The organism is Streptomyces sp. NPDC006012 (assembly GCF_042871185.1).
Lineage (GTDB): Bacteria > Actinomycetota > Actinomycetes > Streptomycetales > Streptomycetaceae > Streptomyces.
This window is the reverse complement of sequence record NZ_JBIAIE010000006.1, coordinates 1-23,638: the sequence shown is the minus strand read 5'-3', so window position 1 is coordinate 23,638 and position 23,638 is coordinate 1. Positions and strand designations below refer to the sequence as shown.

The following is a 23,638-nucleotide window of genomic DNA, read 5'->3' as shown; positions in this document are numbered from 1 at the left end:
GTCAGCTCTGGCCGAGCAGCTTCCGCATCTCCCCGATCTCGGCGTTCTGGGCGCTCACGACGGAACCGGCCAGGCTCTTGGCCGGACCGTAGGCGCCCTTGTCCTGCTCGGTCGTGGCCATTTCGACGGCGCCCCTGTGGTGTTCGACCATCATGGTCAGGAACTTCGTGTCGAAGTCCTTCCCGGTGGCCTTCTCCAGCGCGGTCATGTCCTTGTCGTCCATCATCCCGGTCATGCCCGGGTTCCCGCTCATGCCCGAGTCCCCGTGGTCCATGCCCGCCATGGGCACGTCCTCACCCCAGGTCCTGAGCCAGCCGGTCATCGTGGTGATCTCCGGGCCCTGTGCCTTCTCGATGCGGGTGGCGAGGTCCTTGACCTGCGCCGAGGCGGCACGGCCGGCGGCGAGCCGGGCCATCTCGACGGCCTGCTGGTGGTGCGGGATCATGCCCTGCGCGAAAGCGACGTCCTGGGCGTTGTGGGTGCCGGCGGTGTCGGCCGCGCTCGTGGACGACGGTGTGCCGCCGTGCCCCGCGTGGCCGCTGCCGCCGTCGCCGTCGCTGCTGCCGCAGGCGGCGAGGACGAGCGCGGCGCCGGCCGTGGCCAGGACGAGGGCGGCACGCCGCACCGGGGTACGGACGGCCCCGCGGGACCCGGTGGCGGTGCGGACGGTCGTGGCCGGCTCGGAGGTACCGGGCCTGGTCGTGGTGCTGCGGATGGTCATGCGTGAACTCCTGCTGTACGAAATGATCCGTGATGGCCATGGGCATGCTGAACACCGCGCGGCCGGAAGGGTCCGGGTGCGGTGGTCGCGGCCTCTAGATCCGCAGGAGTTGGAGTTCCGCCAGGGACGGTGGGGCGCGGGCGCCGTCGGGCGCCGTGGCCGGGCACGAGCCGGGCCGGTCGGCGCGCACGGCGGCGGCCACCGGTCGCGCGACGAGCCCGGGCAGAACCGGCCCCCAGCTCACGGCGCCGGAGGCGCAGGTCGGGTCGGCGTGCTGCACGTGCTGTCCGCCGCAGTGCCCCTCGCCGGGGCAGTCGGGGCCGACGGCGACCACCGCCGTCCGGTGCGGGACGGAGCCGTGCTCCGGGCCGCCCATGGCACCGCCGGGCCCCAGCGCGTGCATGCCGAACAGCCCGGCCAGCAGCCCGAGCACGAGCAACGCCCGCCACCGCCGTGGAGGCGGGGACGGGTGCCGGTCGGTTCGGGTCATCGGGTCCATCGTAGGGGCTGCGCGGTCACGGACCACCGGCGGTACGCCTTCCGGCCGTGTCCCTCCGCGTCCCTCCGCGTCCTTCCGTGTCCTTCCGTGTCCTTCCGTGTCCTTCCGTGTCCTTCCGTGTCCCGCTCGGCACGCGGAGCAGCGTCCACCGGCCCGACCCGGGGTCCACACGCGCCGATTTCCTTGACCGTGCCGTCGACCTGGGAAAGGCTCGCTCTTGAAGCGGACCTGGCAAAGTTAAGGGGCAAGCCGTGTTCTACTACCTGCTCAAGTACGTGCTGCTGGGGCCGCTGCTCAGGCTGGTCTTCCGGCCCCGCACGGAAGGGCTGGAGCATGTGCCGGCGTCCGGGGCCGCCATCGTCGCGGGCAATCACCTCTCCTTCTCCGACCACTTCCTGATGCCCGCGATCCTCAAGCGGCGCATCACCTTCCTCGCCAAGGCGGAGTACTTCACCGGTCCCGGCATCAAGGGCCGGCTGACCGCGTTCTTCTTCCGCAACGCCGGTCAGATCCCGGTCGACCGCTCCGGCAAGGACGCCGGTCAGGCGGCGATCCGCGAGGGCCTCGGCGTGCTGGGCAAGGGCGAACTGCTCGGCATCTATCCGGAGGGCACCCGCTCGCACGACGGCCGCCTGTACAAGGGCAAGGTCGGTGTCGCCGTGATGGCGCTGAAGGCGGGCGTCCCGGTCGTCCCGTGCGCGATGATCGGCACCTTCGAGGCCCAGCCGCCGGGCAAGGTCATCCCGAACGTCCATCCCGTCGTCATCCGCTTCGGCAAGCCCCTCGACTTCTCCCGGTACGCCGGCCTGGAGGACGAGAAGACCGTCCTGCGCGCCGTCACCGACGAGATCATGTACGCGATCCTGACGCTGTCCGAGCAGGAGTACGTCGACCGGTACGCCGCCGCCGTCAAGGCGGAGGAGGCGGCGGCGCAGGGGGTGAAGGAGCGGAGGTTCCCGCGGGCGCCGCTGAGCTGACGCGGGCGTTCCGGAGCCGGCCCGTGCCGGGCTCCGCCGACGGTGGAACGGGCGGTGTCCGGCGGGGACGGGCCCGTGGCGTCGCCCCATGGGACGTGCTGTGGTGATCGGGGCGACGGAGCCGAAGGCGCCCCGGTGCTCGCGCGCGCAGCCCGACCCGTTCGACTACGCGGCCGAAAAGGCCTGGCTGCGCGAGCGGCGCGGCAAGGGCGGCCGGGAGGACGTCTCCCGGCCGCCCCTCACTTCGTTCCGTACGCCGTTACGGCTTCGGCGTGGCGTGCGGGGCGCAGGTCACGTCCGCATCGTCCAGCTCGCCGGTGAGCAGGTAGCTGTCGACCCGGCTGTTGATGCACGGGTTGACCAGCCCGGTCACGCCGTGCGAACCGGCGTCCCGCTCGGTGATCAGGCGGGAGCCCCTGAACCGCTTGTGCAGTTCGACGGCGCCCGCGTAGGGGGTGGCGGCGTCCCGGGTGGACTGCACGATGAGCACCGGGGGCAGGCCCCTGCCGGTCCGCACGTCGACGGGGGTCCGCTGCTTGGCCGGCCAGGTGGCGCAGGGCAGGTTCATCCAGGCGTTGGACCAGGTCAGGAACGGGTAGTCCTGGTGCAGCCGGGTGTTGTCCCGGTCCCACCGCCGCCAGCTGGTGGGCCACTTCGCGTCGGTGCACTCGACGGCCGTGTAGACCGCGTTGCCGTTCTCCGAGGCGATGTTCCCGGCGGTGTCGGACAGGTCCGGGGCGGCCGCGTCCACCAGCGCCTGGGTGTCGCCTGCGACGTACTTGCTGAACACCGTGGCGACCGGCACCCACGAGGAGTCGTAGTACGGGGCGCTCTGGAAGAAGGAGATCAGTTCGGCCGGGCCGACGACCCCGCCGATGGGGTGTTCCTTGGCGGTGGCGCGCAGGCTGAGCCACTTGGCCTGGACGGCGTCGCGGGTGGTGCCGAGGTGGAAGGCGGCGTCGTTCGCGGCGACCCAGTCCTGCCAGTCCTTCCAGCGGCCCTCGAAGGCGACGTCCTGGTTGAGGTTGGCCTCGTACCAGATGTTGTCCCGGTCCGGGTCGACCACGCTGTCGACGACCATGCGCCGGACGTGCCCGGGGAACAGCGTGCCGTAGACGGCGCCCAGGTAGGTGCCGTAGGAGACACCGAGGTAGTTGATCTTCTTCTCGCCGAGCGCGGCCCGGATGACGTCCAGGTCGCGGGCGGTGTTCGGCGTGGTCATGTGCGACAGCATGGTGCCGCTGCGTTCGTGGCAGCCGTCCGCGTACTCGCGGGCCAGCTTGCGCTGGGCGAACTTGTCGGCCTCGGAGTCCGGCACCGGGTCGGCCTTGGGCGCCTTGACGAACTCCTGCGGGTCGATGCAGGAGATGGGCGTGGAGTGGCCGACACCGCGCGGGTCGAAGCCCACGAAGTCGTACGCCTTGGCCGTGTTCGCCCACACGGGGTTCTTGTTGGTGACCCGGGTCGGGAAGCGCAGCCCGGAGCCGCCGGGACCGCCGGGGTTGTAGACGAGCGCGCCCTGGCGCTCCTGTGCGGTGCCCGTGTTGCCGATGCGGTCGACGGCGAGCTTGATCTGCTTGCCGTCGGGCTTCGCGTAGTCGAGCGGCACGGTGACCCAGCCGCACTGGATGGGCTTGGCGAGCCCCCAGTCGGCCGGGCAGTCCTGCCAGTCGACGCCGGCCCTCGCCGCCCGTTCGGCGGCTGTCGCGGCGCCCTGGGCCTCGCGGCTCTGGCCATGCCCGGAAGTGGCGCTGGCGGCGGGCGCCGAGACGGCGCCGGCTATCAGGGTCGCGGTGACGAGTGCGGTGGCCGAACCGAGTGCGAGTACCCGGTTCTTCCGTCTGTTGTCCCTCAAGTGGGCCCTCCCCCTGCATAGTTGTGAACGTCAGGGGGATCCTCGTGCCTGTGCCGAGGCTGAGAACAGGGGTGGTTGACCTTCTTTGCCAATCCGATAACCGGATGATCATGTCCCGGTAGGCGGATCCCGGTCGAGCAGCGCCAGCGCCTCGTCCAGCGTCCGCCGCAGCCGCAGTCCGTCGGCGGCCACGGCGCTCACCAGGACGGCGGGCCCGGCGAGCGGAGTGATGGCCGCGCACTCCCCCAGCATCCGGGCGGCCGGCCTTTGGCCTGTGAACTCGGGTCGTACCAGGACGAGTTGACCCACGGCCCGGTGGCCGGCGAGCACGGCGGGACCGTCCCAGCCGCCCGCCGCGCCGGGCCCGCAGGCCAGCTCCTGGTCGAGCACGGGGCGCCCGGCGATCCGCACCGTCAGCCGGCTGCCGAGCCGGCCGGGTTCCTCGCCCGCCCGGCCGAGCACCTGCTCCTCGCGCAGCACGAGCCGGGCTCCGGCGTCGAGGTCGACCCGGGTGGTGACCGACAGCTCGCTGCCGGCGGCGGAGATCAACGGCTCCGGCAGCCAGCACAGTTCGCCCCCGGCGGCGACGGTGAGCCGTACGTCGTAGCGTGCCTCGCCCTTCGCCTGGCCGGGCAGCGCGATGGTCGCTGCGGCCGACCCGACGTGCAGCCGGGCCCCGGCCGCCACCCGCGCCTCGACGGCGAAGCGGTCGCCGCCGAGCGGCCCGCCCATCGCTCCGACGAGCACGACCCGGGCCTGAGCGCCGCTCGCCCGGGTGCGCCGCGGCGCCAAGGGGCCCTCGCCCGACAGCACGGGCAGCGCCGTACCGCCCCGGCCGTCCGGCCGCGCGACGATCCGCGCGACCGCCCGCACCCCGGTCGCGGTCACGCCGTCCACGCGGCGAGCCGTTCGCGCACCCAGGCGGCCACCTCCGACACGCCCGTCCCACCACGCAGCGACTGGAAGACGACGGGCAGCCCGGCCCGCTGCGCCTTCGCGTCGGCGGCCATCCGCGCGAGGTCGGAGCCGACGTACGGCGCGAGGTCGGTCTTGTTGACCACGAGCAGGTCGGCGGTGGTGACGCCGGGGCCGCCCTTGCGCGGGATGTCGTCCCCGCCGGCCACGTCGATGACGAAGACCTGCGCGTCGACGAGGCCCTTGGAGAAGGTCGCGGTGAGGTTGTCCCCGCCCGACTCGACGAGGACCAGGTCCAGCGGCCCGACTTTCTCCTCCAGGTCCTCGACCGCTTCGAGGTTGGCGGAGATGTCGTCCCTGATCGCGGTGTGCGGACAGGCCCCCGTCTCCACGGCCGTGATCCGCTCGGGCGGCAGCACGGCCTCGCGCAGCAGGAACTCGGCGTCCTCCCGCGTGTAGATGTCGTTGGTGACGACGGCGAGCGACAGTTCCTCCCGCAGCGTCCGGCACAGGGCGGCGACCGTGGCGGTCTTGCCCGACCCGACGGGACCGCCGAGCCCGATCCGCAGCGCCCGCCGCGATCCGTCCGCGCGCCGGGCGTCGGCGCTGACGGCCGCGGGGCCGTGGTGAGCGTGGTCGAGATGCATGGCGGCTCTCCTTCAAGGCACTCTTCACGAGGGCGGTTTCGGCGGTTCTGTTTACTTGGCCGGTTCTTCTGGCGAGTTCTTTTCATTCGGTTCGTCCGGGTCGTTCGAGGGGGTGCCGCGGGTCGGTCAGGAAGCGAACAGCCGGACGGCCCGGGCGGCGTGCGCCTGGGCGCCGATCTCCAGCAGCGGCGCCGAGGCCGCGGGCAGCGCGTCCACCCCCTCGTCGAGGGCACGCCCTGCCGCCGCCACCGCACGTCCCACGACGCCGTCCAGCTCCGGCGCCAGCCGGGCCAGCACCCCGGTCGCGTCGAACGGATCCAGACTCAGCAGCCGTACGGTGGCCGTCGCCGGCCCGCTCACGCTCTCGTACGCCGCGCAGTGTGCCGCGTCCGCGGCCTCCAGACCGGCCGCCCGCGCCACCAGGCCCAGCACCACGGGCTGATGCGCACCTTTCGGGAACTCCCGCCCGAGGGCATCCAGTTCGGGACACGGCCAGGTCGCCCGGCCGGCCCGCAGCAACTGCCGGCCGAGTCTGCGCGCGGCGTCGCGCAGCGCGGGCGAGGGGGTGCGGGCGTCCGCCGCCTCGTCCAGCACGGCGGGGCCGATGCCGAGCACGGCCGCCGCGGCGAGCGAGGCCGACACCAGACCTGCCGTGTGCAGCCGCCCCCGGCAGAAGTCCGCCAGGTCCGCGGCACCGGTGATCCGCCCGGCCGTGACGGCGGCCTCCGCCCCGCCGGAGTGCGCATGGCCTCCGGCGGGAAAGCGGCCGTCGGCCAGGACGAGGAGTGCTGCCCGGGACATCAGAACAGGAAGTAGCGCTGGGCCATGGGCAGTTCGGCGGCCGGGGTGGCCTCGACCAGTTCACCGTCGATGTGCACGGTGAAGCTGTCGGGGTCGATCCGGACCTCGGGGCGCGCGTCGTTCTCCGCCATGTCCGCCTTGGTCACGCCGCGCGTCGACTCGATGGCGACGAAGCGCTTGCCCAGCCGCAGCCGTTCGGGCAGCCCGTCCTCGACGGCCGCCGGGGCGACGAAGTTGACCGAGTTCGCGGCGGGCGCCCGGCCGATCGCCCCGTACATGGGGCGCGGGAGGATCGGCTGCGGGGTGGGGATGGAGGCGTTTGAATCGCCCATCTGTGCGTACGCGATCTGGCCGCCCTTGATGACCAGCAGCGGTTTCACGCCGAAGAACGCGGGCTCCCAGAGCACCAGGTCGGCGAGCTTGCCGCCGGCCACGGATCCCACGTCCCGGGCGAGGCCCTGCGCGAGTGCCGGGTTGATCGTGTACTTGGCGACATAGCGCCGTACCCGCCGGTTGTCGGCGCGGCCGTCGCCGGGCAGCGCGCCCCGGCGCCGCTTCATCACGTGGGCCGTCTGCCAGGTCCGCAGGACGACCTCCCCGATCCGGCCCATTGCCTGGGAGTCCGAGGAGATGATCGAGATGGCGCCCAGGTCGTGCAGGATGTCCTCGGCACCGATCGTCGACGGCCTGATCCGGGACTCGGCGAACGCCAGGTCCTCAGGGACCGCGGGGTTGAGGTGGTGGCACACCATCAGCATGTCGAGGTGTTCCTCGGCGGTGTTGACGGTGAACGGCCGGGTCGGATTGGTCGAGCTGGGCAGCACGTGCGGCTCGGACACCACGGTCATGATGTCCGGCGCGTGCCCGCCGCCGGCCCCCTCGGTGTGGTACGCGTGGATGCCGCGCCCGCCGATCGCGGCGAGCGTGTCGCCGACGAAGCCGGCCTCATTGAGGGTGTCCGTGTGGATGGCGACCTGGATGCCGGTCAGGTCGGCGACGGTCAGCGAGGCGTCGATGACGGCCGGGGTGGCTCCCCAGTCCTCGTGCAGCTTCAGGCCCAGCGCACCGCCGCGGATCTGCGAGAGCATCGCCTCGTGCGAGACGGTGTTGCCCTTGCCGAGGAAACCCACGTTGACCGGGTAGTGCTCCATCGCCTCGAACATCCGGGCGAGGTGCCAGGGGCCCGGCGTCACCGTGGTCGCCTTGGAGCCCTCGGCCGGTCCGGTGCCGCCGCCGACCAGCGTGGTGATGCCGGCGGCCAGTGCCTCGTCCGCCTGCTGCGGACTGATGAAGTGCACGTGCGCGTCGATCGCGCCGGCGGTCAGGATCCGCCCGTTGCCCGCGATCACCTCGGTCTCCGGGCCGATGACCAGTTCGGGGTGCACCCCGTCCATCGTGTCGGGGTTGCCGGCCTTGCCGATCCCGGTGATCCGGCCGTCCCTGATACCGATGTCGGCCTTGACGATCCCCCAGTGGTCGACGACGACCGCACCGGTGATCACAGTGTCGGGGGTGCCGTCCGCGCGCGTGGCCCGCGACTGGCCCATGGATTCGCGGATGACCTTGCCGCCGCCGAAGACCGCCTCGTCGCCGGCGCGGCCGGGGCCGCCCGAGCGGTCCTCCTCGATCTCGATCAGCAGGTCGGTGTCGGCGAGCCGGATCCGGTCGCCGGTGGTCGGGCCGAACAGGTCGGCGTAGGCGGCGCGGGAGATCTCAGGCATCGAGGGCGCCTCCTGTCTCCCCGCGCAGACCCGGCACGATGCGGGCGCCGGCGATCGGGACGAGTTCGACCTCGACGGGGAGGCCGGGTTCGAAGCGCACAGCGGTGCCGGCGGCGACGTTCAGCCGCCTGCCGTGTGCGGCGGCGCGGTCGAACTCCAGGCCGGGGTTGGCCTCGGCGAAGTGGTAGTGGGAGCCGACCTGGACGGGCCGGTCGGCGGCGTTGAGCACGGTGAGCCGGGTGACCTCGCGGCCCTCGTTGCAGACGACAGGGTCCTCGGCGAACAGGATCTCTCCGGGAATCACAGCCGCCCCCGTCAGACGATCGGCTCGTGGACGGTGACGAGCTTGGTGCCGTCCGGGAAGGTGGCCTCGACCTGGACGTCGTGGATCATCTCGGGGACGCCCGTCATGACGTCGTCCCTGGTGAGGAGCGTGCGGCCGGAGGCCATGAGTTCGGCGACGGTACGTCCGTCCCGCGCGCCTTCGAGGATGTGCGACGTGATGATCGCGACCGCCTCGGGGTGATTGAGCTTCAAACCCCGGGCCCGCCGCTTCTCGGCGACGTCGGCCGCCACATGGATCAGCAGCCGCTCTTGCTCGTGCGGGGTCAGTTGCATGTCCCACCTCACAGTCCTCGCTCCGGACCGTGCGGGGTCCGAGTGCCGCAGCCGCCACGGCAGGGACAGATGTAACACATGATCAAATGGGGAGATCTCGCTCAATCAGCGCACGGAAACCTGTGGTGGCGTGGATCTGCAGGGTCAGTTCGCCGGAGTTTCAGCGGCGTTGGCCAGACCTTGATCACTTCATGACCGTTTCCTGGGCTCCGCCATACCGTGAGCGCGCCCACCGGGCCGCCGGAGCCCCTGGGCCACCCTTCGCCGCTCACCGCCGGCGGAGTACGGCGCCGCGGCCGAACACGGTCACCGCCCGGCCCGGATGCGGACGCCGTCCGTCGACGGCGGTGCCGGCGTCACCGGACGGCCGCATTGCGCGCGTCGCCGGACGGCCGTGGTGTGCGCGCCGCCGACCCGCATGCGGATCATGAGTCGTGGGACCCGCGGTGCTCGGCCGCGATGCCGAAGCGCCGCCGTTCACGGGGTGCACCTTCGGCTTCGCGGACGCTGGAGACGGAGCTGACCACCTGCTCGTCGGCGGGCTCGGGGAGTTCTTCGAGCCGCTCCAGGTCGGCGGCGGAGACGAGGGCGACGAGGGGCTTGCCGTGGCGCGTGACGACGACGCGTTCACCGCCGTAGACGACCCGGTTGATCAGGTCGGCGAGTTCAGCCCTGGCTTGCGTCACCGGAATCTCGTAGGCCATGCCCCCAGTTTACGGGGCTCCCCCGGGCATCTTCCTGGGCCGCGCACGCCTGCGTGCGCGGCGTTCCCACCCGCCCACTCCGTACGTCCTGTACATTTTTTACAGAGAGTCTTCGCCGGAAGCGGCCACGCCGCGAGGAGGGGTACGTCATGATCCGACCGTCCGCCCGCCACGTCCTGCCCGAGTTCACCGAGCGCACCGGAAACGGCCTGCGCACGCTCGATCCGTACTCGAAACTCCTCCAGGAACGGATCGTCCTGCTGGGCACGCCGATCGACGACGCCGCGGCGAACGACGTGACGGCGCAGCTCATGCACCTCGAACACGACGCGCCGGACCGGGACATCTCGCTGTACGTCAATTCCCCCGGCGGCTCGTTCAGCGCGATGACGGCGATCTACGACACCATGCAGTACCTCACCTGCGACGTGGAGACCGTCTGCCTGGGGCAGGCCGGCGCCTCGGCGGCCGTGCTGCTCGCGGCCGGCGCACCCGGCAAGCGGCTCGCCCTGCCGGGCGCGCGGCTGCTGCTCCAGCAGCCGTCGCTGCCCCAGCCGGCGCACGGGCAGCCCAGCGACCTCCTCATCGAGGCCGGGGAACTGACCCGCGTCCGCGCCCTCCAGGAGCAGCTGCTGACCCGCCACACCGGACGCACCCCGGAGCAGGTCCACGCGGACCTGGAACGGGATCTGGTCCTGGACGCCCGAGGCGCGGTGCAGTACGGACTGGTGGACCGCATCGTCCACAGCCGCGGGGCCGCGCGCACGCCGGACGCCGGGTGAGCCGCGGGTGCTGCCGCCGGAGCTGCCGCCGCTGCCCTCCCTGACCCGCGCCGAGGGCGAACTGATCGACCGTTACCTCCGAGCGGTCGACCTGCTGGGCCGGATCAACCCGGCGCACGGCGCGGACACCTACCCCGCGCTGCGGGCCGCCCAGGCGCTGGCGCGCACGGCGGTCGAACTGCGGGACGCGCTGGCCCTGATGCACCGGCGGGGCGAGACCGAGCTGCACGCGGCCACGCTGGCGCGGGCGCTGCGGGTGCTGGACGGCGAGCGCCGCAGCGCCCGGGTGGTCCTGCCGCCGGACGACAGGAGGTGATCCGGGGCTCCCCGGGCCCCCGTGGTCAGCCGAGCCGGCGAAACGCCTGGGGCCCGGATGAAACGGCCCAACCGGCTTACCCCTGTTCGGTGTAGAGGGGTGCCTCTTTTCGGGACCGGGACGGTTGCACGGGGCGCGAGGCAGACAGCGCCGCCGAAGCGCTCCCGTGCTGGTCCGAGGGCTCGTCGGCGTTTCGGCCACGGACGAAATGGACCACCGTCCGCCCAAACGGGTGAGTGATGAGCAAAGACACACGTCGCCGATTCCATTGGGATTTTCCGACAGTTGTGAGTGAAGATCCCTGTCTGACGACAAGCCCCCGCCACCGCGGCGGGGCGGTCCGGGCGGACGCCGAGTCCTGCCGCCGCCCGGATGCCCGGTCGACAGGAGTGGATCGGCAGGAGTGGAGGACCCAGGCAAGACGGGTCGCCGGAGCGGACGCGGGTCCGTTCCGAGCAGCCCTTGGGGTGAAGCCGTGGCGACACGGCCGGGCAACTTCGCCAGCCCGAATCCGACAGGTCATCCTTCACAGGCGGCTGACGAAGGGTTGCGCATGACTGCGCTCAATCGTGTCCCATCGCTGATGGCGCGGGCCGGTACGGCCTCGGCGCTCACCCTCGCCGCCGTGGGCGGCTCGATCGTGGCCCCTGGCCTGGCACCCGAGGCAGAGGCCGCCGCCATGGGAGCCAGAGCCCTCAAGGTCGCGGCATCCAAGAAGGGTGCCCCGTACAAGTGGGGAGCCACCGGCCCGCGCAGGTTCGACTGCTCCGGGCTCACGCTGTACTCGTTCAAGAAGGCGGGCAAGGCCCTGCCGCGTACGGCGGCCCAGCAGTACAACAAGACGCGCCACATCTCGGTCAAGAACCGCAAGGCCGGAGACCTCGTGTTCTTCCATTCGGGTTTCGGCGTCTACCACGTCGGCATCTACGCCGGCAAAGGGAAGATCTGGCACGCTCCGAAGACCGGGGACGTGGTCCGGCTGGAGAAGATCTGGACCAGGAGGGTCTGGTATGGACGGGTGAACTGACCGGCCGGAGGGGATGCCGGGCCCTGATGTGCCGTCATCTCTGCGGCGCCCGCTTACGTCTGACCGGGCATCACGGCAGCAGGCGCTCCGAGGGCAGGGCCGCGCCGAGAGTCGTCAGGGCCGGCCCTGCGCCCACGGCGCGGGCCCGCGCGACCCGGGGTTCGCGCCGCGGTGGCTCGGCACGCTCCCGGCGGCCGAAAACGTCTGCCGCCCCGGTGCTCGCCGCGTTCCGCCGGCTCCGTCTTGGCGTGAAGCCCCTGCCCGCCACAGGCGTGAACGCTACGGTTCCTGCTGCCCCACCGCCGTCACCGGCTGGGCCGGCACGGTACAGGGCAACTCGACGGAGATGGTCTTGCCGCCCTCGCGGGTGGGGCGGACGTGCAGCTTGCCGCCGCATTCGGCGGTGAGCCAGCGGATGATGACCATGCCGCGGCCGTTGTCCTGCTGAACGGCCGCGGGAAGTCTCTTCGGGAAACGCGGATGGCTGTCGGTGACACCGATGCGCAGGCGTCGGTCCCGGTCGAACACCAGGTCCACCGTGAAGGTGGGCGACTGGCCGAAAGTGTGCTGTACGGCGTTGGTGGCGAGTTCGGAGACGATGAGCCGGACCGTGTCGCCGATGTCCGTGTCCGGCGCCATGCCCCACTCCGCGAGGGTGCCCATCACATGGGAGCGGGCGGCGGAGACCGAGGCGGGGTCGCTCGGCAGAGTGACGGATGCTTCCAGATGGTCTGCCATGGCGATCTCGCCCCTTTCCCACGGGACCGCAGTCCGACATGGAGCGGATGGTTCGAGTACGGTCCCGGACTGGTGCTTCGTCGCCAGACTGCCATTATTGCGCCGGTCACGAGGGGCGATCCACCAAGATATGCATATATCTGTCGCTCGAAGCGGTGAACTCTGCGACGGCAGACCGTATTTGGGCGGCTCGGAAGGAGTAAGGAGTAGCCCATGCAGAACGGTCCCGCGGTGCGCCGCAGGAAACTGGGCGCCGAACTGCGCGCCCTGCGCACCGGCACGGGTCTCACGAGCGGTGAGGCGGCCCGACTGGTGGGCTGGCACCAGTCGAAGGTGAGTCGCGTCGAGACGGGCGCCAGCGGCGTGAAGCCGACCGACGTGCGCTTATTGCTCGATGCCTACGGCGTGACGGACATCCAGTTGCGCGAGTTGCTCCTGATTCTGGCGGGATCCGAGGACGCCGGCGGCCGGCACCACTGGTGGCATGCCTACCGCGGGGTACTGCCGCCCACCTACCGGGACTTCATCAGCCTGGAGTCGCAGGCCAGCCGGATGCGCACGCTGGAGACGGCGGTGGTCCCGGGGTTGCTGCAGACGCCCGAGTACGCCCGTGCGGTGACCCGGGCCGCGGTGGAGGGCCTCGCCGAGGACCGGCTGGACACGCTGGTGGAGGTGCGGCTCGCCCGGCAGGACGTGCTGCGCTCGCAGCCGCCACTGGAGCTGAGCGCCGTCCTGGACGAGGCAGTGCTGCGCCGCGAGGTCGGCGGTCCGGACGTCATGGCCCGGCAGTTGGAACGGCTCATGGAGGCGGCACGCCTGCCCCAGGTCAGGCTTCAGGTGCTGCCGCTCGCCGCCGGAGCACACATCGGCATCACCGGCCCTTTCGTTATCTTCTCATTTCCGAACACATCTGATCTGGATGTTGTTGTTCTCGACCATTTGACGAGTAGCCTCTACCTCGAACGGAAAGAAGACCTCCAGGCATACACAGAGGCCTTCAACACCCTTCAGTTCCACGCTCTTTCACCCGAGGACTCGTTGGATTACATCGCCGGGATAGGTGACGGCGCGTAAGGAGGCACCATGACCGCACTGCCTCGGAACGTACCTTCCGCTTCCGAACTCTCCGCTGTGCACTGGCTGCGCAGCAGCTACAGCACGGGAGCCAACAACTGCGTGGAGACGGCCCGGCCGTGCTCCGGTCCCTGGACCGGGCTGCTCGCCGTGCGCGACTCCAAGGACCCGACCGGACCCGCGCTGCTCTTCTCCCCCGGGAGCTGGGCTGGTTTCGTCGCCGCGCTGCGTTGATCCCCGCACCCCACTGTCCGATCAGTTCCTGACCGCTTCCGATCGTTTCCGCCCTGGCGGAGCACGGCCGTGTCACGCCGACTCATGGTCGCGCCTCGCCGATCACCCGGACAGCGCATGCGATCTCCGCCCCGGAGAGGTCCGCACGAGCGGTCAGCCTGAGCCGTGAAACGCCGTCGGGCACGGAAGGAGGACGGAAACAGCCCACGGCCAGGCCCGCCGCACGGCAGTCCGCCGCCCAGCGGACGGCGCCCTCCGGGGACGGCGCACGCACGGAGACGACCGCGGCGTCCGGGCGTACTGCCGCAAGACCCGTCGCGGTCAGCCGTGCGTACAGCTCGGCGGCGACCGCACGCGCGCGTGCGGCCCGTGCGGGTTCGCGCCGCAGCAGGCGCAGGGCCGCGAGTGCCGCGCCCGCCGCCGCGGGCGCGAGGCCCGTGTCGAAGATGAACGTACGGGCCGCGTTGACCAGATGGTCGATCACCCGCGCGGGACCGAGCACGGCGCCGCCCTGGCTGCCCAGTGACTTGGACAGCGTGATCGTGGCGACGACGTCGTCGGCGCCTGAGAGACCGGCAGCGTCCGGGGCTCCCCGGCCGCCCTCCCCCAGCACGCCGAAGCCGTGGGCGTCGTCCATGAGCAGCCCCGCGCCGCCCTCCCGGCACACCTCGGCGAGGTCGGCGAGCGGCGCGGCGTCCCCGTCGACCGAGAAGACCGTGTCGGAGACGACGAGCGCGGGCCCCGTGTGCGTGTCCAGCGCCTTGCGCACCCCGTCCGGGTCGGCGTGTGCGACGACCTGGGTGACACCGCGCGCCAGCCGGCAGCCGTCGATGAGGGAGGCGTGGTTGCCCGCGTCGGAGACGATCAGGGAGCCGTGCGGCGCCAGCGCGGTGACCGCGGCGAGGTTGGCGGCGTATCCGGAGGAGAAGACCAGGGCCGCCTCGAAACCGCAGAAGGCGGCCAGCTCACGCTCCAGTTCGGTATGCAGCTCCGTGGTGCCGGTGACCAGCCGGGAGCCGGTGGCGCCGCCGCCCCAGGCCTGCGCCGCGGCGGCGGCGCCCGCGACGACCTCCGGGTGGCGGGCAAGGCCCAGGTAGTCGTTGCCCGCGAGGTCGAGGAGAGACGAGTCGGCGGGGCGGGGCCGCAGGGTGCGGACCAGTCCGGCACGGCGGCGCAGTTCCGCCTGCTCGTCGATCCAGCCGAACGTCATGGCTCCTCCGGTGATTTTGTAGGCAGTGGACAGACACTAGCCGGACGATCAGTCACCCAGTGTGTGGCAATACCCATACATCGAATGGCCTCCGTTGTATGAACCCTCCTTGGCCCGGGGTGCCGCCACAGGGCAGGATCGGGTCTCATGGACCTCCTGAACACGCTGGTGGACAAGGGCCTGCGGCGCGAGCCGCCGACCCGCGAAGAGGCGCTCGCCGTGCTCGCCACCACCGACGACGACCTGCTCGACGTGGTGGCCGCGGCCGGCAAGGTGCGCCGGCACTGGTTCGGCCGGCGCGTCAAACTCAACTACCTGGTCAACCTCAAGTCGGGGCTGTGTCCCGAGGACTGCTCGTACTGCTCGCAGCGGCTGGGCTCGACGGCCGGCATCCTGAAGTACACCTGGCTGGGGGCCGACGAGGCGTCCGAGGCCGCCGCCGCGGGTCTGGCCGGCGGCGCCAAACGGGTCTGCCTGGTGGCCAGCGGCCGGGGCCCCACGGACCGGGACGTGGACCGGGTCTCCGAGACGATCAGGACGATCAAGGAACGGAACGAGGGCGTCGAGGTCTGCGCCTGCCTGGGCCTGCTCTCCGACGGCCAGGCCGAGCGGCTGCGCGCGGCCGGCGCCGACGCCTACAACCACAACCTCAACACCTCCGAGGAAACGTACGCGGACATCACGACGACGCACACGTACGCCGATCGGGTGGACACGGTGCGCAGGGCACACGCCGCGGGACTGTCCCCGTGCTCCGGTCTGATCGCGGGCATGGGCGAGAGCGACGCGGACCTGGTCGACGTGGTGTTCGCGCTGCGCGCGCTGGACCCGGACTCGGTGCCGGTGAACTTCCTGATCCCGTTCGAGGGCACCCCGCTCGCCAAGGAGTGGAACCTGACACCGCAGCACTGTCTGCGCGTCCTCGCGATGGTCCGGTTCGTCTGCCCGGACGTCGAGGTCCGGGTCTCGGGCGGACGCGAGGTGCACCTGCGCACCCTTCAGCCGCTCGCGCTGCATCTGGCCAACTCCCTCTTCCTGGGCGACTACCTCACCAGTGAGGGCCAGGCGGGCAAGGCCGATCTGGAGATGATCGCGGACGCCGGGTTCGTGGTGGAGAGCGCCGGGGAGGTGACGCTGCCCGAGCACCGGGCGGCGCGCGCGGAAGCGGGCCGCGGTGCCGAGGGGGGCGGTGGCGGCTGCGGGACGCAGGACGACGGAACCTGCGGGGCACATGACGACCGTGGAGCGTGCGGGACGCACGAGGGCGGTGCAGCCTGCGGGACGCACGAGGACGGCGGAGTCTGCGGTTCCGCCGCCGCGCCCGCGCCACGGGGGCACGAACCCCGTACCGACCTGGTGGCGGTCCGCCGCCGGGGCGCCGGAACGGACCTGGCACCCAATGCCTGACCTCGGCCTCCCGGAACTGCTGGAGCTGGACCGGCGGCACGTCTGGCATCCGTACGGCCCGATGCCCGGGCGTGGCCGGCCGCTCGTCGTGGAGTCGGCGAGCGGGGTGCGACTGCGTCTGGCCGACGGCTCGGGCGAGTTGGTCGACGGCATGTCGTCCTGGTGGTCGGCGATCCACGGCTACAACCACCCGGTGCTCAACGAGGCCGCGCGGAGCCAGCTGGACCGGATGAGCCACGTGATGTTCGGCGGGCTCACCCACGAGCCGGCCGTCCGGCTCGCAAAGCTCCTTGTCGACATGTCCCCTGACTCTCTGGAGCATGTCTTCCTCGCCGACTCCGGCTCGGTGTCCGTCGAGGTCGCGGTCAAGATGTGCCTGCAGTACTGGCGCTCGACCGGCCGTCCGCGCAAGCAGCGGCTGCTGACCTGGCGGGGCGGCTACCACGGCGACACCTGGCAGCCGATGTCCGTGTGCGACCCCGAGGGCGGGATGCACGGACTGTGGAGCGGGGTGCTGCCCATCCAGGTCTTCGCGGACCCGCCGCCGGCCGAGTACGAGGAGGCGTACGCCGAGCAGTTGCGTGAGCTGATCGGGCGGCACGCGGACGAGCTGGCCGCCGTGATCGTGGAACCGGTCGTGCAGGGCGCGGGCGGGATGCGGTTCCACTCCCCCCGGTACCTGCGGGTGCTGCGCGAGGCGTGCGACGCGCACGACGTGCTGCTGGTGTTCGACGAGATCGCGACCGGATTCGGCCGGACGGGCGCGCTGTTCGCCGCGGAGCACGCCGCGGTGACACCGGATGTCATGTGCGTGGGCAAGGCGCTGACCGGCGGGTATCTGACGATGTCGGCAACGCTGTGCACCTCCCGGGTGGCCGACGGGATCTCCCGCGGTGAGGTCCCGGTGCTCGCCCACGGGCCCACGTTCATGGGCAATCCGCTGGCCGCGGCCGTGGCCTGTGCGTCGATCGAGCTGCTGCTCGGACAGGACTGGCGCGCGGAGGTGCAGCGGATCGAGACGGGCCTGCGGGCCGGACTCGCGCCGGCCGCGGGGCTGCCCGGGGTACGTGACGTACGGGTCCTGGGCGCCATCGGGGTGGTCCAGCTGGACCACGAGGTGGACTTGGCCGCGGCGACCGACGCGGCCGTGCGCGCGGGTGTGTGGCTGCGGCCGTTCCGTGACCTGGTCTACACGATGCCGCCGTACGTCACCGGTGACGCGGACGTGGCCCGGATCGGACGCGCGGTGTGCGCGGCGGCGCGGGAAGGATGACATGCAGATACTGGTGATCACGGGCACGGGCACCGAGGTCGGCAAGACGGTCACGACCGCGGCGGTGGCCGCCGCCGCGGTCGCGGCCGGCCGTTCGGTGGCCGTTCTCAAGGCCGCGCAGACGGGGGTGGGTCCGGGCGAGCGCGGCGACGCGGACGAGGTGGCCCGGCTCGCGGGTGCGGTGACCACCGCCGAACTGGCCCGCTATCCGGAGCCGTTGGCGCCGGGCACGGCGGCCCGGCGGGCGCAGCTGCCCCCCGTGCATCCGCACGAGGTCGCCGAGGCCGCCGCCAAGCTGGCCACCGGGCACGATCTGGTGCTGGTCGAGGGGGCGGGCGGACTGCTCGTGCGATTCGACCCGGCGGGCGGCACCCTGGCGGACGCGGCCGAGCTGCTGGACGCGCCGGTGCTGGTAATCGCCCCGGCCGGTCTCGGCACCCTCAACAGCACCGAGCTGACGGCACGTGAGCTGCGCCGCCGCGGGGTCGAGTTGCTGGGTGTGGTGATCGGCAGCTGGCCCCGGGCCGCCGATCTCGCCTCGCGGTGCAACCTCGCCGACCTGCCGGAGGTCGCCGACACGCCGCTGCTCGGCGCCCTGCCCGCGGGAGCCGGCGCGCTGCCGCCGGCCGGGTTCCGCTTGGCGGCGCCGACCTGGCTGGCCCCGCGCCTGGGCGGCACCTGGGACGCGGAGGCGTTCCGCACCCGGGAGGCACCCCCGGGGCCCGGTGTGCCAGGTGACCTCACGTGACCTGGTCGGAACGCCCGCGGAAGCGGAAAGTGCCGTTCCCGTCCGCCTGGAACAAGAAGTACAGCGAGGCGGTCGGCTCCAGAGAGGTGCCGGTGGTGAACCTGAGCGGTTTCGCGACGCCCTGGTAGGCGCCGTCGAAGAGGCGCTCGGTCACGGCGCCCGGTTCGACGGCGCCCGCCGCGCCCAGCTTCTCCAGCGCGCGGGCGATGAGTCCCACCGCGTCGTACGCCTCCGGGGACCAGCGCCCCGGGGCCGTGCCGTACGTGTCGCGGTAGGCGGTCCTGAAAGTGCCGGACACCCGGGCGGGATCGGTGAAGGGGGTGGCGAACACCCAGTCACGGCCGGCGGTTGCGGCCTGCTCAAGGAAGTCCGGGGTCATGATGTGCCAGGTGCCCAGGCGCGGTCCGGTGAAGCCCGCCGCCGCCAGTGCGCGGGCGCAGCGTGCGGCGCGTTCCGGCGAGGTACCGCTGAAGACGACGGCCTGCGCCTTGGCCGCGAGCGCTGCGCGGACGGCGGGAGCGAAGTCGTCGCGGCCGGCCGCCACGGAGTGGACCTCGGTCGTGCCGCCGTTCGGCGGGGCCTGTACCAGCAGGTCGGTGAGCGGCTGCCCGGCTTCGCCCGCGGCCCGGTCGTCGATGACGGCGGTGCGGTCGACCGGACGCACGCCGGTCAGATACGCGGCCAGCGGCAGCGCCAGAAAGTGCTCGGGCCCCCGGGTGACCCGCAGCGTCGGCAGCTTCGTCGCCGACAGCCGGTCGTCGTCGACGGAGATCAGCACCATGGCCGTACGGGACTGCTGGTAGAGCGGGCCCGCGGCGAGCGCCGCGGCGGGCGTGCCGGGACCGAGGACCGCACTCGCCTTCTTCTCGACGAACCGCCGGGCCGCCCGCACGGCGGGGGCCGCCTGGCCCCGGTCGTCGACGCTGTCGAGGGCGAGTTCGAAGGTGATGCCCGCGCGCTTGTTGTGTTCCTCGACGGCGAGCCGCGCGCCGCGCTCCTGCGCCCGGCCGGCCGGGCCGCTGAGGTCGGCCTGGAAGCCGAGGGTGTGCACGGGAAGCGCGCCGCCCGGCCGCCCTCGCCAGGGCGCCACATAGGCCGTGATCCCGCCGCCGACGGCGACCGCGGAGGCCGCCGCGCCGCCGATCAGCAGGAACCGCCGGCGGTTCGGCAGGCGGACGTCCGGTGGGCCGGCCGGCGTCGGATCGGCGGCCGGCCCGTCGTCCGCCGGCTGCCGCGCGGGGCGCTCGGGGGTGGGCACGTCCAGCGCTCGCGCGGAGCGTTCGGCAACCACCCGCAGGAGCGCGGGCGGCAGCCAGTGCTCCGTCCGTTCCTCGGGCATCGCCCGCGCGAGCGGGATCCGCGGATCGCGCAGCGCAGCGCCGACCTGCGCGGCCGTCGGCCGCCCGGCCGGGTCCTTGGCCAGGCACGACCCGATCAGCGGCCGCAGCTCACCGGGGACGTCCGCCAGGTCGGGTTCCTCGTGCACGGTGCGGAAGAGGACACCCGCCGGGTTGCCCGTGCCGAACGGGCGGCGGCCCGAGGCGGTGTACGCGAGGACGCAGCCCAGCGAGAAGACGTCGCTGGGCGGGCCGACCTCGTCGGCGCGGGCCTGGGCCTGCTCCGGAGCGAGGAAGCCGGGCGTGCCGACGACGGCGTCGGGCGCGGTGAGCGCGGTGGCACCCCCGGCCTGCGCGATGCCGAAGTCGATGAGGCGGGGTCCGTCGAGGGCGAGCAGGACGTTGGCCGGCTTCACGTCGCGGTGCACGACTCCCGCCGCGTGGACGGCGGTGAGCGCGTCGGCCAGCCGGGAGCCCAGGATCCGCACGGCGGCGACGGGCAGCGCCCCGTGCCCGTCGACCGCCTCGACCAGCGACGGTCCGGGCACGAACTCGGTGGCCAGCCACGGCTCCCGGGCCTGGGTGTCGGCGGCCACGACCGGCACCAGCCAGGGTCCGGCCAGACCGCGGACCGCCGTCACCTCGCGCCGGAAGCGGGCACGGAAGGCCGGGTCCGCGGCGTACTCGGCGCGGATCGACTTGATCGCGACGAGCGCACCGCCCGGCGTACGGGCGAGGTGGACGACTCCCATGCCGCCCGAGCCGAGCCGGGCCAGCAGCCGGTGCCCGCCGATGTCCTCGGGGTCGTCGGCCGTCAGCGGCCGCATCAGAAGTCGACCTTGCCCAGGTAGGAGTACCGGCCGCCCTTCACCTCGTAGCGGAAGCTGGCGTACCCCTTGAGCCACCGGTATGTCCCGTCGAACGCGTACGTCCGGACGAGTCCCTGGTAGGTGCGCTTCACCAGCAGGTCGTAGAGCGTGTTCCGGGAGGGACGGCCGCCCGCCTCGGTGAGCCGGGTGATGACCATGCGGGCTACGTCGTACGCCTCGGCCGCCCAGTACGGGGGCGCGGAGCCGTAGCGCCTGCGATATGCGGTGGCGAAGCCGCGGACGGGCGCCGCCGACGGGGCGATGTACGGGGCGAAGGTCTGCCAGCCGTCGGCGGCGGGGCCCGCGCCGGCAAGGAACCGCGGGCCGGCGGCCGGGTAGCCGAGCACCCGCAGGCCCTTGAAACCGGTCTGTACGAGGGCGCGTGCGACGGCCGCGGCGCGGTCGGGGGTGCCGGTGTAGACGAGGGCGTCCGGACCCTGCGCGACCATCTCGGTGACCACCGGGGCGAGTTCCTCGGCCAGCCTCGGCACGACGCGCGGCCGGCCGGCGATCTTGAAGACGCCGAGGTTCTGGAACATCGTGTGGCCGAGTTGGAAGGCGGGGACACCGCCGTCGCGGTCGACCAGCACGCTGACGCGCCGGGCGCCCTGGGCGTGCAGGGAGTAGACGGCCGAGCCAGGCAGGGACTCGTAGCTGGGGACGGCCTGGAGGAAGTGCCGGGGCTGCGCGGTGCCGTACCCGCTCTGCGCGGAGGAGGCGGTGAGCTGGGGGACGAGCTGGGCGTCATAGCTGCCGAGGCTCGCGCCGGTGGTCTCGTCGCCGGTCGAGCCGATGACGGCGAGCAGGTCGCGGTCGGCGGCGAGAGCGCGGGCCACCTGGACGGCGCGGGCCGCGTCGCCCCGGTCGTCGGCGGTCTTCAGGGTGAGCGTGAAGGCTTTGTCCTGCCGGGCGTTGAACTGCTCGACGGCCAGCCGTACCGCACGTTCCTGAGCCTGTCCGACGGTCCTCTGCGGGCCGGTCAGGTCGGCCTGCACGCCGAGGATCCAGCGGCGGGCGCCGGTCGAGCCCCCGGACGCGGTGCCGTCGTCGCGCCGGGCGGCCCAGAGGGCACCGCCGCCCCCGGCGGCCGCCAGCAGGGCCGCGCCGCCGAGCAGGAGGAATCGGCGGCGGCCGGCGGGAGACGGCGGCGTGGGCGTGCCGCCGGGAACCTCCGTCGGCTGCCCGTCCCCCGTGTCGAGGGTGGTCGCCTCGATGTCCGGCAGGGCGAGCAGCGCGGCACAGCGGTCCGCGATCAGGCGTACGACGGCGTCGGGCAGCCAGTCGGCGGTGTCCTTGGGTGTCTCCTCGGCGAGCGTCTCGTCCACCGCACGGGCGGTGGGCCGGGCGGCCGGGTCCTTGGCAAGGCAGCGCTGCAGGAGTGCGCGGGTGTCGTCGGGAACACCGTCGAGGTCGGGCTCGTCGTGCACGGTGCGGTACAGAAGGGCGTCCACGGCACCGGTGCCGAAGGGCGGCCGGCCGGTGGCGGCGTAGGACAGGAGACAGCCCAGGGCGAAGACGTCGCTGGCGGGCGAGGCGGGCTGCGTCTGGGCCTGCTCCGGAGCGAGGAAGCCCGGCGTGCCGACGACCATGTCGGCAGAGGTGAGCGCCGTCTCCTCGGTGGCCCGGGCGATGCCGAAGTCGATGAGGCGGGGGCCGTCGACGGCGAGCAGGACGTTGCCGGGCTTGACGTCGCGGTGGACGAGCCCCGCGGCGTGCACGGCGGTCAGGGCGCGGGCCAGCATCCGCCCGAGGACGCGCACCCCGCGCGGGGGCAGCGGGCCGCAGGCGGCGACGGCCTCGGCGAGCGAGGGGCCGGGTACGAAGGCGGTGGCGAGCCACGGCGCGGGCGCGTCCGGATCGGCGCCGGTGACCGGTACGGCCCAGGGGCTGTCCACGCGCCGGGCGGCGGCGACCTCGCGGCGGAAACGCGCCCGGAACTCGGACTGGTCGGCGTACTCGGGCAGGATCACCTTGACGGCGGCCAGTTCCCCCGATTCGGCCCGGCCGAGATAGACGACGCCCATGCCGCCCGCGCCGAGCCGGGCGAGCAGCCGGTGCCCGCCGATGCGGGCCGGGTCGGCGGGAGTGAGCTTCTCGGTCATCGGCTGCCGTCCTTCGCACCGGCGCGGGGCCGTGCCGTGTCGCCTTCGAGCGCGGCCTTGAGCTTGGTGCGCATCCAGGAGTGCGGATCCCGCAGCCGGTCGAACAGATCGGCCTTGGACCAGCCCTTGGCGCCCTTGGCGGAGACGGCGAGGGTGACCTGTCCGATGCGGGTCTGCTCCCAGAGATACGGGAAGGGGCCGCCGGACTCGGCGTTCGTGTACTCGCCCGTCTCGGTGAGGACGTCGTCGGCGTATTCGTTGCCGAAGTCGCCGTAGGCGTCGGGGACGTCCGTCAGGGAGGTGAGTATCTCGTCGGAGCGCGGTTTCTGCGAGGGGCAGCGCATCATCTCCTCAAGGACTTCGGAGTTCTCCCAGTCGGCCTGCTCGGGGGTGCGGTGCACCGTGACGACGGCGCTCAGCAGGAGCCGCCCCCTCGTGCCGCTCGCCGGTATCGCGTAGGAGCGGGTTGAGGTGGCGAGGACGCCCTTCGGGAGCGCCCGCTGCTGCCAGACGCAGTCCTCCCCGAGGACCGCCCAGCGCCGGGGGTCGCTCTCGTACGGGGTGCGGCGGACGGCGCCGCTGCCGAAGGCGTCGGGGGCCGGGATGACGTCCCCGATCAGCGCGACGGCCTGGGCCTTCGTCGTCGGCACCCGGACAGGGTCCACGACGGCCGTCCTGGACGGGCCGGGTGTCGTTGCGGCACCCCTCTTCTTCGTGGGCGACGCCCCCGTCTGATCGCCGCTTTCGGATGTACAGCCGACAACCGTCAGACCGCACACCGCGACGGCGCAGCCGAGGCGCACCGCATGCCTGATCACGACCACGAACCCCCTTGGAACAACCGGTCACCGAGCGTGCGCCGTGATGCTAAGCGTTGACGTGCTCCCTGGCCTGAAGTCCAGGGATTCCGGCCTGGGTCGTTGGACCCTTCCGGGGGCTTCCTGCTTCAACGCGCTGTGCGGGCACGGGTGCCCGTCTGTTGAGTCGGCACGGAGCGCGGTGCTGGTGTTACCACCGGTCCGTTTCTCCATGCCGCTCGCCGAACCCGGCGTGCGAGTCTCCC

The 23,638-nt window shown here is 72.6% G+C and carries 24 protein-coding genes and 1 riboswitch; of the genes, 9 read left to right on the top strand and 15 right to left on the bottom strand.

Features of this window, described 5'->3' with window-relative positions; all coding sequences use genetic code 11:
• Position 1: 1 nt before the first annotated feature.
• Both ACFYPJ_RS13560 and ACFYPJ_RS13555 read right to left on the bottom strand, forming a co-directional pair.
• Positions 2–721: a DUF305 domain-containing protein gene (locus ACFYPJ_RS13560; RefSeq protein ID WP_389015172.1), complete on the bottom strand. Its 720-nt coding sequence runs from the start codon at positions 719–721 to the stop codon at positions 2–4.
• A 94-nt stretch (positions 722–815) separates the two neighbouring features.
• Entirely contained in the window at positions 816–1,211 is a 396-nt protein-coding gene (locus ACFYPJ_RS13555) for a DUF6153 family protein (RefSeq protein WP_389015169.1), read from the bottom strand.
• Between the two features lie 260 nt (positions 1,212–1,471).
• Here ACFYPJ_RS13555 and ACFYPJ_RS13550 point away from each other — a divergent pair, with 260 nt between their 5' ends.
• Entirely contained in the window at positions 1,472–2,197 is a 726-nt protein-coding gene (locus tag ACFYPJ_RS13550) for a lysophospholipid acyltransferase family protein (RefSeq protein ID WP_389015166.1), read from the top strand.
• Between the two features lie 259 nt (positions 2,198–2,456).
• On the opposite strand, the gene ACFYPJ_RS13545 is transcribed toward ACFYPJ_RS13550, so the two are convergent.
• The 8 genes from ACFYPJ_RS13545 to ACFYPJ_RS13510 form a co-directional block, all read right to left on the bottom strand.
• Positions 2,457–4,052, bottom strand: coding sequence for an alpha/beta hydrolase (locus tag ACFYPJ_RS13545; protein ID WP_389015163.1), 1,596 nt, complete (start codon positions 4,050–4,052; stop codon positions 2,457–2,459).
• Positions 4,053–4,160: 108 nt separating this feature from the next.
• Positions 4,161–4,940, bottom strand: a complete 780-nt coding sequence (locus ACFYPJ_RS13540; protein ID WP_389016012.1) for an urease accessory protein UreD — start codon at positions 4,938–4,940, stop codon at positions 4,161–4,163.
• Complete coding sequence (gene ureG, locus ACFYPJ_RS13535; RefSeq protein WP_389015160.1) at positions 4,937–5,614, bottom strand: urease accessory protein UreG; 678 nt, start codon at positions 5,612–5,614, stop codon at positions 4,937–4,939. The genes ACFYPJ_RS13540 and ureG overlap by 4 nt, the downstream gene beginning before the upstream one ends.
• Before the next feature lie 126 nt (positions 5,615–5,740).
• Positions 5,741–6,415: an urease accessory protein UreF gene (locus tag ACFYPJ_RS13530; RefSeq protein WP_389015157.1), complete on the bottom strand. Its 675-nt coding sequence runs from the start codon at positions 6,413–6,415 to the stop codon at positions 5,741–5,743.
• Complete coding sequence (locus tag ACFYPJ_RS13525) at positions 6,415–8,136, bottom strand: urease subunit alpha (protein WP_389015155.1); 1,722 nt, start codon at positions 8,134–8,136, stop codon at positions 6,415–6,417. Before ACFYPJ_RS13525 ends, ACFYPJ_RS13530 begins: the two co-directional genes overlap by 1 nt.
• Entirely contained in the window at positions 8,129–8,440 is a 312-nt protein-coding gene (locus ACFYPJ_RS13520; protein ID WP_389015152.1) for an urease subunit beta, read from the bottom strand. Before ACFYPJ_RS13520 ends, ACFYPJ_RS13525 begins: the two co-directional genes overlap by 8 nt.
• An 11-nt stretch (positions 8,441–8,451) precedes the next feature.
• Positions 8,452–8,754, bottom strand: a complete 303-nt coding sequence (locus ACFYPJ_RS13515) for an urease subunit gamma (RefSeq protein WP_389015149.1) — start codon at positions 8,752–8,754, stop codon at positions 8,452–8,454.
• Between the two features lie 425 nt (positions 8,755–9,179).
• The gene (locus ACFYPJ_RS13510; protein WP_389015147.1) at positions 9,180–9,458 is read right to left on the bottom strand and encodes a type II toxin-antitoxin system Phd/YefM family antitoxin; all 279 of its coding nucleotides are present in this window, start codon (positions 9,456–9,458) and stop codon (positions 9,180–9,182) included.
• A gap of 149 nt (positions 9,459–9,607) precedes the next feature.
• On the opposite strand from ACFYPJ_RS13510, the gene ACFYPJ_RS13505 reads away from it, so the two are divergent.
• The 3 genes from ACFYPJ_RS13505 (at position 9,608) to ACFYPJ_RS13495 (ending at position 11,583) form a co-directional block, all read left to right on the top strand.
• Complete coding sequence (locus ACFYPJ_RS13505) at positions 9,608–10,240, top strand: ATP-dependent Clp protease proteolytic subunit (RefSeq protein WP_389015145.1); 633 nt, start codon at positions 9,608–9,610, stop codon at positions 10,238–10,240.
• 7 nt (positions 10,241–10,247) lie between these two features.
• Positions 10,248–10,556, top strand: coding sequence for a hypothetical protein (locus ACFYPJ_RS13500; protein WP_389015142.1), 309 nt, complete (start codon positions 10,248–10,250; stop codon positions 10,554–10,556).
• Positions 10,557–10,895: 339 nt separating this feature from the next.
• A riboswitch (cyclic di-AMP (ydaO/yuaA leader) is annotated at positions 10,896–11,106 on the top strand.
• 3 nt (positions 11,107–11,109) lie between these two features.
• Entirely contained in the window at positions 11,110–11,583 is a 474-nt protein-coding gene (locus tag ACFYPJ_RS13495) for a C40 family peptidase (RefSeq protein WP_389015139.1), read from the top strand.
• Positions 11,584–11,862: 279 nt separating this feature from the next.
• Here ACFYPJ_RS13495 and ACFYPJ_RS13490 read toward each other — a convergent pair whose 3' ends face one another.
• Positions 11,863–12,321, bottom strand: a complete 459-nt coding sequence (locus ACFYPJ_RS13490; RefSeq protein WP_389015136.1) for an ATP-binding protein — start codon at positions 12,319–12,321, stop codon at positions 11,863–11,865.
• A gap of 213 nt (positions 12,322–12,534) precedes the next feature.
• Between ACFYPJ_RS13490 and ACFYPJ_RS13485 the strand changes: the two genes are divergently transcribed.
• A complete protein-coding gene (locus tag ACFYPJ_RS13485; RefSeq protein ID WP_389015133.1) occupies positions 12,535–13,395 on the top strand; it encodes a helix-turn-helix domain-containing protein in 861 nt (286 codons plus the stop codon).
• A 9-nt stretch (positions 13,396–13,404) separates the two neighbouring features.
• Positions 13,405–13,629 (top strand): DUF397 domain-containing protein, encoded by a 225-nt coding sequence (locus ACFYPJ_RS13480; protein ID WP_389015130.1) that lies wholly within the window; start codon positions 13,405–13,407, stop codon positions 13,627–13,629.
• Positions 13,630–13,711: 82 nt separating this feature from the next.
• On the opposite strand, the gene ACFYPJ_RS13475 is transcribed toward ACFYPJ_RS13480, so the two are convergent.
• Positions 13,712–14,839, bottom strand: a complete 1,128-nt coding sequence (locus tag ACFYPJ_RS13475; RefSeq protein WP_389015127.1) for an 8-amino-7-oxononanoate synthase — start codon at positions 14,837–14,839, stop codon at positions 13,712–13,714.
• Between the two features lie 147 nt (positions 14,840–14,986).
• Here ACFYPJ_RS13475 and bioB point away from each other — a divergent pair, with 147 nt between their 5' ends.
• From bioB to bioD, 3 genes are read left to right on the top strand one after another with little or no spacing between them, the layout of a single operon-like run.
• Positions 14,987–16,246 (top strand): biotin synthase BioB, encoded by a 1,260-nt coding sequence (bioB, locus tag ACFYPJ_RS13470; RefSeq protein WP_389015124.1) that lies wholly within the window; start codon positions 14,987–14,989, stop codon positions 16,244–16,246.
• Positions 16,239–17,519, top strand: a complete 1,281-nt coding sequence (locus tag ACFYPJ_RS13465; RefSeq protein ID WP_389015121.1) for an adenosylmethionine--8-amino-7-oxononanoate transaminase — start codon at positions 16,239–16,241, stop codon at positions 17,517–17,519. The genes bioB and ACFYPJ_RS13465 overlap by 8 nt, the downstream gene beginning before the upstream one ends.
• Position 17,520: 1 nt before the next feature.
• Positions 17,521–18,267: a dethiobiotin synthase gene (bioD, locus tag ACFYPJ_RS13460; protein WP_389015119.1), complete on the top strand. Its 747-nt coding sequence runs from the start codon at positions 17,521–17,523 to the stop codon at positions 18,265–18,267.
• Here the strand turns inward: bioD and ACFYPJ_RS13455 are convergent.
• Genes ACFYPJ_RS13455 through ACFYPJ_RS13445 form a run of 3 tightly spaced genes read right to left on the bottom strand, consistent with a single transcriptional unit; the run spans position 18,260 to position 23,225 of the window.
• Positions 18,260–20,431 (bottom strand): bifunctional serine/threonine-protein kinase/ABC transporter substrate-binding protein, encoded by a 2,172-nt coding sequence (locus tag ACFYPJ_RS13455; protein ID WP_389015116.1) that lies wholly within the window; start codon positions 20,429–20,431, stop codon positions 18,260–18,262. The two genes, bioD and ACFYPJ_RS13455, sit on opposite strands and share 8 nt — an antisense overlap.
• On the bottom strand, positions 20,431–22,575 hold the full coding sequence (locus tag ACFYPJ_RS13450; RefSeq protein ID WP_389015113.1) for a bifunctional serine/threonine-protein kinase/ABC transporter substrate-binding protein: 2,145 nt from the start codon (positions 22,573–22,575) through the stop codon (positions 20,431–20,433). Before ACFYPJ_RS13450 ends, ACFYPJ_RS13455 begins: the two co-directional genes overlap by 1 nt.
• Entirely contained in the window at positions 22,572–23,225 is a 654-nt protein-coding gene (locus tag ACFYPJ_RS13445; protein WP_389015110.1) for a hypothetical protein, read from the bottom strand. The genes ACFYPJ_RS13450 and ACFYPJ_RS13445 overlap by 4 nt, the downstream gene beginning before the upstream one ends.
• Positions 23,226–23,638: the final 413 nt, after the last annotated feature.